General features: G+C 56.4%; 11 protein-coding genes. 2 read left to right on the top strand and 9 right to left on the bottom strand.

From position 1 onward, the window contains the following. Nucleotides 1-307: 307 nt before the first annotated feature. Together KVT38_RS32525 and KVT38_RS32520 are read right to left on the bottom strand one after the other, a co-directional pair. Nucleotides 308-532, bottom strand: coding sequence for a hypothetical protein (locus KVT38_RS32525; protein WP_217597906.1), 225 nt, complete (start codon nucleotides 530-532; stop codon nucleotides 308-310). 114 nt (nucleotides 533-646) lie between these two features. After that, nucleotides 647-1,255 carry a stage II sporulation protein M gene (locus KVT38_RS32520; protein WP_217597905.1) on the bottom strand — a complete coding sequence of 203 codons (609 nt, stop codon included), beginning with the start codon at nucleotides 1,253-1,255 and terminating at the stop codon, nucleotides 647-649. A gap of 118 nt (nucleotides 1,256-1,373) precedes the next feature. On the opposite strand from KVT38_RS32520, the gene pdaB reads away from it, so the two are divergent. After that, entirely contained in the window at nucleotides 1,374-2,159 is a 786-nt protein-coding gene (gene pdaB / locus KVT38_RS32515; RefSeq protein WP_217597904.1) for a polysaccharide deacetylase family sporulation protein PdaB, read from the top strand. 20 nt (nucleotides 2,160-2,179) lie between these two features. Here the strand turns inward: pdaB and KVT38_RS32510 are convergent, their stop codons facing one another. Next, entirely contained in the window at nucleotides 2,180-2,803 is a 624-nt protein-coding gene (locus KVT38_RS32510) for a KinB-signaling pathway activation protein (protein WP_217597903.1), read from the bottom strand. A gap of 132 nt (nucleotides 2,804-2,935) precedes the next feature. Between KVT38_RS32510 and gerD the strand changes: the two genes are divergently transcribed. Beyond that, the gene (gerD, locus tag KVT38_RS32505) at nucleotides 2,936-3,625 is read left to right on the top strand and encodes a spore germination lipoprotein GerD (protein WP_217597902.1); all 690 of its coding nucleotides are present in this window, start codon (nucleotides 2,936-2,938) and stop codon (nucleotides 3,623-3,625) included. Nucleotides 3,626-3,711: 86 nt separating this feature from the next. Here the strand turns inward: gerD and KVT38_RS32500 are convergent, their stop codons facing one another. From KVT38_RS32500 to rplM, 6 genes are all read right to left on the bottom strand, one after another. Further along, a complete protein-coding gene (locus KVT38_RS32500; protein WP_217597901.1) occupies nucleotides 3,712-4,836 on the bottom strand; it encodes a P-loop NTPase in 1,125 nt (374 codons plus the stop codon). A 104-nt stretch (nucleotides 4,837-4,940) separates the two neighbouring features. Then, a complete protein-coding gene (cwlD, locus tag KVT38_RS32495) occupies nucleotides 4,941-5,762 on the bottom strand; it encodes an N-acetylmuramoyl-L-alanine amidase CwlD (protein WP_483298212.1) in 822 nt (273 codons plus the stop codon). A 70-nt stretch (nucleotides 5,763-5,832) separates the two neighbouring features. Continuing rightward, nucleotides 5,833-7,011: a sulfate adenylyltransferase gene (gene sat / locus KVT38_RS32490; protein ID WP_217597900.1), complete on the bottom strand. Its 1,179-nt coding sequence runs from the start codon at nucleotides 7,009-7,011 to the stop codon at nucleotides 5,833-5,835. Between the two features lie 30 nt (nucleotides 7,012-7,041). Further along, a complete protein-coding gene (locus KVT38_RS32485; RefSeq protein WP_217597899.1) occupies nucleotides 7,042-7,734 on the bottom strand; it encodes a phosphoadenylyl-sulfate reductase in 693 nt (230 codons plus the stop codon). A gap of 152 nt (nucleotides 7,735-7,886) precedes the next feature. Beyond that, nucleotides 7,887-8,279, bottom strand: coding sequence for a 30S ribosomal protein S9 (gene rpsI / locus KVT38_RS32480; RefSeq protein ID WP_217597898.1), 393 nt, complete (start codon nucleotides 8,277-8,279; stop codon nucleotides 7,887-7,889). 20 nt (nucleotides 8,280-8,299) lie between these two features. Continuing rightward, nucleotides 8,300-8,594, bottom strand: a 295-nt coding sequence (rplM, locus tag KVT38_RS32475; protein ID WP_217597897.1) for a 50S ribosomal protein L13, incomplete at its 5' end; no start/stop codon positions are given.

The following is an 8,594-nucleotide window of genomic DNA, read 5'->3' as shown; positions in this document are numbered from 1 at the left end:
ACTTTTCGCTTCGGCCTCGAAAGGCTTCAGCGTCCGTTTGTTTTAACGCTCGATGTTCAGTTTTCAAGGAGCAATCTCGGTCGTCGTTCGCAACATTTCCTCGCAACGGCGACTTTTATAATATATCACATCGCGCCCAGACCATGCAACTTGTAAGATATGTAAATCATCTTAATTATTCATTGCATCGCGCCTGTCCGCTCTCCCCTTCAGGAGGGGCGTTAGATAATTTATCACATTCCGTCGTATATCGTCAACCCTTTATAGCGCGAACTTAAAATCTTTTTGTTGCTCCTCAGCCGTTCCTTCAGGAACGTTGATTGCGAAGCCCCGATGCATACCTGGACAGTTCCCTCGGCGCGGCGATTCTCGCGTACATTCTAAAAATCGTCTTGTACCGCTTGAAGATCGCTTCTTTAACCGGGCCTTCCATTCTGCGGTCACCCAGATCAAGCAGCATCTCGTCGAGTTCTTTGCGGAGCATGTAATCCAGCTCTCTGCATTCCTTGTCGGTGAACATCATTCCCAGCATCCTACGGTTGGCCTCCTGTGCAATCCCAGCATCGCGTGCGGCAGTCCGCCTTTAAGCGTTTTACTGTTATGCACCAATTGAGTCCGATTTATGACATGGCTGCCGGTAAAAAAATCAAGACTTCACCAAATAAAGCGTCAGGGTGCTCTCGATGACAGCCGCTACAAGCAGCAGCAGCGCCACGACCGCATAGATCGCAATCGAACCCTTCATTGCTGCCGCAAATCTTGCCCAAGGCGCGGGCTTGCCCGTCACGGAACGGCCGATGCCCTGCAGCAACCGAGCGCCGAGCAGGATGCCGTAAGCACCAGCAAGAAACACGGCGGGCAGCTCCAAAATGCCGTGCGGCAATATCCCTTTCACGATCACCGACCATAAGTTCTCGCCTTCGTCCGCGAGCTGTCTGAATAGATAGCCCATAACCAATCCGTTCAACGCCAGCGTAAATAGAGGCATGATGCACGCCGCGATGCCGAGGTACATCGCGAAAGCCGTTGCGACGAGATTGTTCACGAGAATGAGCCAGAACATCGAGAGGCTCACATTGTCCGATTCATTGGCCTGCTGCGCGATCTCTCCGATGCTGCGAAGCTGCTTGTCCAGCCAGCCGATGTCTCCGTTTGATATGGAGCCTGCGAACAGACCCGCCAGAAAGATAACGGCAGCCGCCCAAAAGTAAGGCCTGACGTCCCTCCAGGCTTCCAGAAGCGTTTTTTTGATCAAATTGGATCTCCCCTTCGCAACCGTCATAACTTGCCATGGGTCAAGCATACATTGCAATTAGAACAAGCTGTAGCGTCCAAGCCTTATTCAAACTTCTATTCGAGAGGGGATCGGAATCATGAACTACTTTTTCGTATGGAGCGGCCGCCGCATCAAGCGGTACTTTTTCCTCACGCTCGCCGTGCTGCTGTCCGCGGGGGTGATCTGGACGGAAAGGGACAATATCAGCGTATTCGCCCCGCATCCGCCAGCTGCCGTATATAGCGTGCCGACGGACCGCAAGATCGTCGCGCTGACGTTCGATATCAGTTGGGGCGAGAAAAGAGCGCAGCCTATACTGGACATTCTAAAGGAGAAGAACGTGAAAAACGTGACGTTTTTCCTGTCTTCGCCATGGAGCAAAACGCATCCGGACATCGTGCAAAACATCGTGGACGGCGGCTATGAAATCGGCAGTCACGGCCATAAACACGTGAACTACAGCCAATTGAGCGACGACGAGATCCGCAAGCAGATCCAGACCGCACACGGCATGCTCTCCGACCAGACCGGCAAAAGCCCGAACCTGATCCGGATGCCGAACGGCGACTTTGACAAGCGCGTGCTCCGAATTGCCGAGGACATGAACTACAAAGTGATCCAATGGGATACGGATTCGCTGGATTGGAAAAACCCGGGCGTTAATACGATCGTGCAGCGCGTCGTGACCAAAGCTCACCCTGGAGACATCATTTTGCTGCACGCAAGCGACTCCTGCCTGCAGACGCACGAAGCGCTGCCGCAAATCATCGACCAGCTTCGCGCCAAAGGATATGAATTCGTAACGGTCTCCCAGCTCATGAGCCAGACGGAAACCAAGGGACAGACCGTTCAAGACAAACAAACCTGGAACCAGGTCGCCTGATTGTCCATTGATTGCCGTCTTTAGTGGCTGCCCGCTTCCGTCTTGATCTTCTGCGCTTCTCCTGGAACGCTCAAAATATGATGCAGGCGCAGAATCTGATACGCATTGCAGACGAAAATCGGCACCAGCGTAAACGTCAGCTGCGTCCAGAGCCCGCCTGACCGGAAGCCGGGCAAGCCTTCGATCGTCGTCACGGCGATCATAAAAAACAAAGTCGGGATCCAGGCGCCGGACGTCGTCTCCTTCACCTTGCGCCAAGCGACCGCAAGCGATCCGACCGAGAGCAGCAGCGGCACGATCCAATACGCATTGGGCGGAAACTCGCTGTCGTGCGTCCAGTATACGATCTCCGCGAGCACGAACAATGCGACGAAGCCTTGAAGCGCCACCCAAAGGTAAGGACGCTTGATAATGCTTCGGGCAATGTAATTTAGCATCAGGTAAGCGAAAAAGCCCATATGCGCAAAAGCGCCGAACGAAAGGCCCGCAAGCGCCATCATAATCAGATTAAAGGCCCAGCCTTTGGCGCCGCCGATCTGAAAGTTCGGATCGCAAACCATCATAATGACGCCGGTGATCAAAGCGGCCCCGCCGCCGATGAGGATCGTCGTGCCGAACAAGCTCATCCATTTACGCAAATTCAATTGTATTCCTCCCCCGTCAGTACAAAAACATTTTACCATGTCCGCCCCAAAAAGCCATGAAGTCTTCCTTATAATCGGCCTGCCGAAGTCGCATACTACGATCAAATTCCCGGAAAGGGTGATGATCGCATTATGCGGCTTCGCTTGTGGTGGACCGGCCTTGCGCTTACGGCCGTCATCCTGCTCTCTTCCTGCGGTCCGGAATCGAGCGCCGGCAGCGAGCAGATGAGCTATAAAGACGTCAAGTCAATGGTCATCGACATCCTGGGCTCCCAGGAAGCGCAAGAAGCGTTGGACAAGGCATCGACCGAAAAGTACGGAACCAGCTCCCTGCATGCGCAATCCTTGACTCCTTCCGATCAGGAACAGATCCGCACCGCCGTAAAGGACGTGCTGACCTCTTCCAATTATTCGAAGGTGCTCCGCGAGATCATGACCGACACGAAATTCGCCGGAGAGTTCGCGAAGGCCGTCAGCAAGGACAACAAGCAAATTCACAAGGACTTGCTCAAGGATCCGACATACCAGCAGGAGCTCGTGAATGTGTTTAAAACGGGCGATATGAAAACCGTATTGTTCGAAACGACCAAGACGGCCGAATACCGGAAACAGATGATGAGCGCGGTTGGCGAAGCGATTCAAAACCCGGTGTTCAAGCTGGAGCTCATGAAAATTTTGCAGGATGTCGTTAAAGAGGAATTGACGCCGAAGCCGGAGCAATCAAAAGGCGAGTCCGGTGGCGGAGGCGAAAGCGGAGGACAAAGTGGCGGCGGGGGCGAAAGCGGCGGCGGCGACCAACAGTCCGGAGGCGGCGGCCAATAACGCGAAGTGAACAAAGGCGAAATGAACGAACGCGAAATAAACGGCAAAACCGCCGGCGCAAATGTGCCGGCGGTTGTTTGTTATTTCTATTTGCCGCAGCGTTCGATGACTTTGTCCGCAAGCGCCAGGTATTCGCGACCGGTCGGATGGTCGGCTTTGTACACGGATGGCGAGTAATCGGGCTCCGAAGGATGATTGTCCGGCGCGCCGAGCGGAAACTGGGCGAGCAGCGACGTATGCAGCGTATCGGCCAGCATGCCGCCTCCGCCTCTTCCGAACACATAGTCGCGCTCGCCGTTTTTCTCGTACCAGGCCATGTTTTCGACGACCCCGATGATCTCGTGCTCCGTCTTGATCGCCATCGCGCCGGCCCTCGCGGCGACGAAGGCTGCGGTGGCATGCGGCGTCGTCACGATGATCTCCTTGCTCCTCGGCAGCATCTGGTGCACGTCCAGCGCGATGTCGCCGGTGCCGGGCGGCAGGTCGAGCAGCAAATAATCAAGCTCGCCCCAGTCGATATCGGCAAAGAAGTTGCGAAGCATTCTGCCCAGCATCGGACCGCGCCATACGATCGGGCTGTTGTCCTCGACGAAGAAGCCCATCGAGATGACCTTGACGCCAAACCGCTCGATCGGCTTGATCTTGTCGCCGACCTGCTCCGGCCGCTCTTCGATTCCCATCATATCCGGCACGCTGAATCCGTAAATATCGCTGTCGATCAGGCCGACCCGCTTGCCGCGGCGCGCCAGCGCGACAGCCAGGTTCACCGTTACCGTGGACTTGCCCACGCCGCCTTTGCCGCTCGCGACCGCAATCGAGACGACCTCGCTGTCCGGTCTGAGCAGCGGATTCTGCTCCAGTCCTGCGCTGTGGCCTTTGACCGGTGCGGCTTCTTTCTTAGCTCCCGCGGTCGCCGGTGCCGCTGCCTGTCCGCCTTCGCTCTTCGATCGCGCCTCGCCCTGCTCGTGCTCGGTCATCGGTCGAACCCGCACGTGAGGCTTGCCCGCCTGAATGGCGGTCAATGCCGTCGCGATCTCGGATTCGATGCGCGACGCCCCGGCGATGCTGTCCGGGTGGAGCACGACCGTCAGCGATATGCCCGCATCGCGGACGACGATATCTCTAAGCAAGCCCAATTGAGCAAGAGGCTGCTTCAAGGTCGGCTCTTCAAGTCCCTTCAGCGCCTCGATTACTTCTTCTCTCGTTGCCATTCGCGTTTCCAACCTCCAACCGTTGCGCATAATCTTAAGTGTTTATTATAGCACAATCAAGCGCCGTTAATGGGCGTCCCAGGGACAGTCTCCATGTCTTAAGTCTAACCGGCCGCCTTTGGGGGCTTGGGAGGCGTCGCTTTCGCTTTACCCTCCCCTTCAGCATAACGAAGGATGCCTCTATAGAGCGCCGCCGCCACTTTTGTCTGATAGCCTTCTCCTGCAAGCAATCGCGACTCATCGGGATTCGATAAAAAACCGACCTCGACGAGCGCCGTCGGCATCTTTAATGCCTTGAGCAAATATACGTTGTCCTTCGTAAGCGCCACGCGATTCGTATTGCCCACGGATTCCCGTATCTCGGCCTGCACCAAAGCCGCCAGTCGTCCGCCCTCCGTGTTGGACGGGTAATAAAATGTCTGCGCGCCGGACCATTTGGCCGAAGGGACGCTGTTCATGTGGATCGTAAGGGCAAGATAAGGGCTTTTCTTTTCGATCAATGCGGTCCGTTTGAGCAGGTCTTGGGTTTTGCGCTTGGAATAACCTTTAATGTCCGAGTCCGCCAGATCGTGATCGCCCTCTCTCGTCAAATAAACGACGGCCCCCGCCTGTTGCAGGTAATCGCGCAGCTGGAGCACGAGCGCCATGTTGATGTCCTTCTCGATCACGCCGTCGCGGCTCACCGCTCCGCCGTCCACGCCCCCGTGTCCTGCGTCCAGCACGATGGTCTTGCCCGTCAGCGGCGTCCGCAGGTACGTGCTGCCTCCCGTCTCCATAGCGGGGATCTCCGCCCATAACAGAACACCTAAAAGCGCGGCGAGCGCCGCCATGGCTCCGAGACGGGAGGCTCCCCTGCGGGTGATCCATACGACGATTTTTTTCGGATGCTTACTCCGCGAATATCGGTGACCCTCGGTTTGCCGCATAATAAAAACCACCCTGTCCATTTGATGTACGCTACATCTTATGGGACAGGGTGGCTATTTATGATCGTGCTTAGCGGGCGGCCGTCTCGGCGGATGCCGACATGCCTTCGATCAGAATCTGGGCGACCTCGGGTCTCGAGAATTCGGGCGGCGGGCAGACGCCGTCGCGCAGCAGCGCGCGCACCTTCGTGCCGGAAAGTGTCAGATGCTCTTCCTTGTCGTGCGGGCATGTCTTGCTCGAAGCCATATTGCCGCACTTTTTGCAGAAGAAGCTGTGCTCGAAGTAGAGCGGCGTAATGCCAAGCTCGTCCGGCTCAAACGTCTTCAACAAGTCCTGCGCTTCGTACGTACCGTAGTAGTCGCCTACGCCGGCGTGGTCCCGGCCCACGATAAAGTGGGAGCAGCCGTAATTCTTGCGCACCATCGCATGGAAAATGGCCTCGCGCGGGCCTGCATAGCGCATTGCCGCCGGGAATACGCCGAGGAATACGCGGTCCTTTGGATAGTAATTCTCGAGCAAGGCTACGTAGGAGCGCATGCGGACGTTGGCAGGCACATCGTCGGACTTAGTCTCGCCGACGAGCGGATTCAGGAACAGCGCGTCCACGATCTCCATCGCGCACTTCTGAATATACTCATGCGCCCGATGAACCGGATTGCGCGTCTGGAAGCCGACGACCGTCTTCCAGCCCTTCTCGGCGAAGATCCGACGGGTCTCGGCCGGGTCGAAGTAGTACTCGCCGAACTTCTCCGGTTGCGGACGGTTCAGTACCTGAACCGGTCCGCCGATGTAGACGTTCGGACGCTCCATCAGCTTGACGACGCCCGGATGCTCCAGATCGTCCGTCTTGAACACCTGGACGGCTTCATGCTTCTTGTCAGGCGTATAGATGCTTTCGATGTCGATCGTGCCATATACGACGCCATCTTGCTCTCCTACAAGCGCGACGCGGTCGCCGATCGCGAGTCCGCCCGCTTGGTCTTCGCTCACCGTCAGCGTGATCGGAATGCTCCAGACGATGCCGTTAGCCAGGCGCATGCCGTTAACGACGCTCTTGTAGTCCTGCTCGTTCATAAAGCCTGTCAGCGGGCTAAAAGCGCCGACGCCGATCAGGTCGAGATCCGAGATCGTCCAGGCGTTGACCGGGATCGACTTCAGGCTGCCGGCTTGCGAGAGCAGCTGCTCTCGCTCGGCGCCTTCAAGCACGCGGATGACCAATACGCCGCCGTGAGGTTGAATCGTACTCATGAAATATGGCCTCTCCTTCCGCGATGCTTGTTATTTATGCAATCCGCATTCGGTCTTCTCTTGACCGGCCCAACGTCCTGCGCGAGGATCCTCGCCTGGCATAACCTGACGCGTGCAATACTCGCAGCCAATGCTCGGATAGTGATTGTCGTGAAGCGCATTGTAAATAATATTGTTGGAACGGATGTAGTTCCATACGTCGTCGCTCGTCCACGAGGCGATCGGGTTAAACTTGACCAAGCCGAACTTGGTATCGTATTCGACCTTCTTGGCATTGGCGCGCGTAGGCGCCTGATCGCGGCGGATACCGGTAATCCATGCTTCGTATTGGCCCAGAATGCGAGTCAGCGGCTCGACCTTCCGGATGTTGCAGCAAGCATTCGCATCGACCTTCCACAGCTCGGGGCCGTGCTGGCCGGCTTGCTCCTCGGGCGTGATGAGCGGGCTGACGCGAACGAACTCCAGGTTATAATAAGCCGCGAGCTTGTCGCGGGTCTCGTACGTTTCTTTGAAGTGGAAGTCGGTATCCAGGTAGAAAATGTCCGTCTTCGGACTGATTTTCTGCAGCATATCGACCAGCACGACGTCCTCCGCCCCGAAGCTGCAGGCAAACGTGATGTTCGGGAACGTCTCAACCGCCCAGCGGATGACTGTCTCCGGAGAAGCATGCTCGAACTCTTCCGCTTTTTCGCGGATCAGCGCTTCCTTTTCAAGCAAATTCATTTTCAACTACCCCCTGTTGACAAGTAGGTGACACCTTACGATGCTTTAGTCCAATAAATTATACGCTTCCTGATCGGAATTAACAAGTATAAAAATCGGCATTAAAAAACCCCGACGTCGTCCGAAGAAGTTGTCGGGGCTTGAAGAGACAATTAACGCTTGGAGAACTGAGGCGCACGACGTGCAGCCTTGAGTCCGTACTTCTTACGTTCCTTCATACGCGGATCGCGCGTCAGGAAGCCGGCTTTCTTCAGCGAGCCGCGAAGCTCGGGATCGGCTTTCAGAAGAGCACGGGAAATGCCGTGGCGGATCGCGCCGGCTTGACCGGCGATGCCGCCGCCGTTAGCCAGGACGATGATGTCGTACTTGCCAGCGGTCTCGGTCAGGTTCAGCGGCTGCTTCACGATCAGCTTGAGCGTCTCCAGACCGAAATACTCGTTAATGTCGCGCTTGTTGATCACGATGCGGCCTTCGCCGGGCACGAGACGTACGCGCGCTACCGAATGCTTGCGTCGGCCAGTTCCGATATATTGCACTTGAGCCATTGGTAGGTCCTCCCTCTCGATTAACCGCGAAGATCGTAAACATCAGGTTGTGGTGATTGGTGCGGGTGCTCAGCGCCGGCGTATACCTCAAGCTTCGTCTGAAGCTGGTGGCCGAGCTTGTCCTTCGGCAGCATGCCGTAAACGGCAAGCTCGATGATGCGAGCCGGCTTCTTGGCGATCATATCGCCAGCCGTCGTCGTCTTCAAACCGCCCGGGTAGTGCGAGTGCGTGTAGTACTTCTTCTGTTGGAGCTTCTTGCCCGTGAGGACAATCTTCTCGGCGTTGATGACGATGACGAAATAAGTCGGCGGCCAA

This window comes from Cohnella sp. GbtcB17 (assembly GCF_019091135.1).
GTDB lineage: Bacteria > Bacillota > Bacilli > Paenibacillales > Paenibacillaceae > Cohnella.
Note: the sequence above shows the minus strand (reverse complement) of the source record. Positions and strands in the feature narration are given on the sequence as shown.

Bases quoted from the DNA above. Each gene is read 5' to 3' on its own strand.
- KVT38_RS32525 (WP_217597906.1), bottom strand. From the start codon at position 532: ATGCTGGGAATGATGTTCACCGACAAGGAATGCAGAGAGCTGGATTAC.
- pdaB (WP_217597904.1), top strand. From the start codon at position 1,374: ATGAACTACTTTTTCGTATGGAGCGGCCGCCGCATCAAGCGGTACTTT.
- gerD (WP_217597902.1), top strand. From the start codon at position 2,936: ATGCGGCTTCGCTTGTGGTGGACCGGCCTTGCGCTTACGGCCGTCATC.
- KVT38_RS32500 (WP_217597901.1), bottom strand. From the start codon at position 4,836: ATGGCAACGAGAGAAGAAGTAATCGAGGCGCTGAAGGGACTTGAAGAG.
- cwlD (WP_483298212.1), bottom strand. From the start codon at position 5,762: ATGCGGCAAACCGAGGGTCACCGATATTCGCGGAGTAAGCATCCGAAA.
- sat (WP_217597900.1), bottom strand. From the start codon at position 7,011: ATGAGTACGATTCAACCTCACGGCGGCGTATTGGTCATCCGCGTGCTT.
- KVT38_RS32485 (WP_217597899.1), bottom strand. From the start codon at position 7,734: ATGAATTTGCTTGAAAAGGAAGCGCTGATCCGCGAAAAAGCGGAAGAG.
- rpsI (WP_217597898.1), bottom strand. From the start codon at position 8,279: ATGGCTCAAGTGCAATATATCGGAACTGGCCGACGCAAGCATTCGGTA.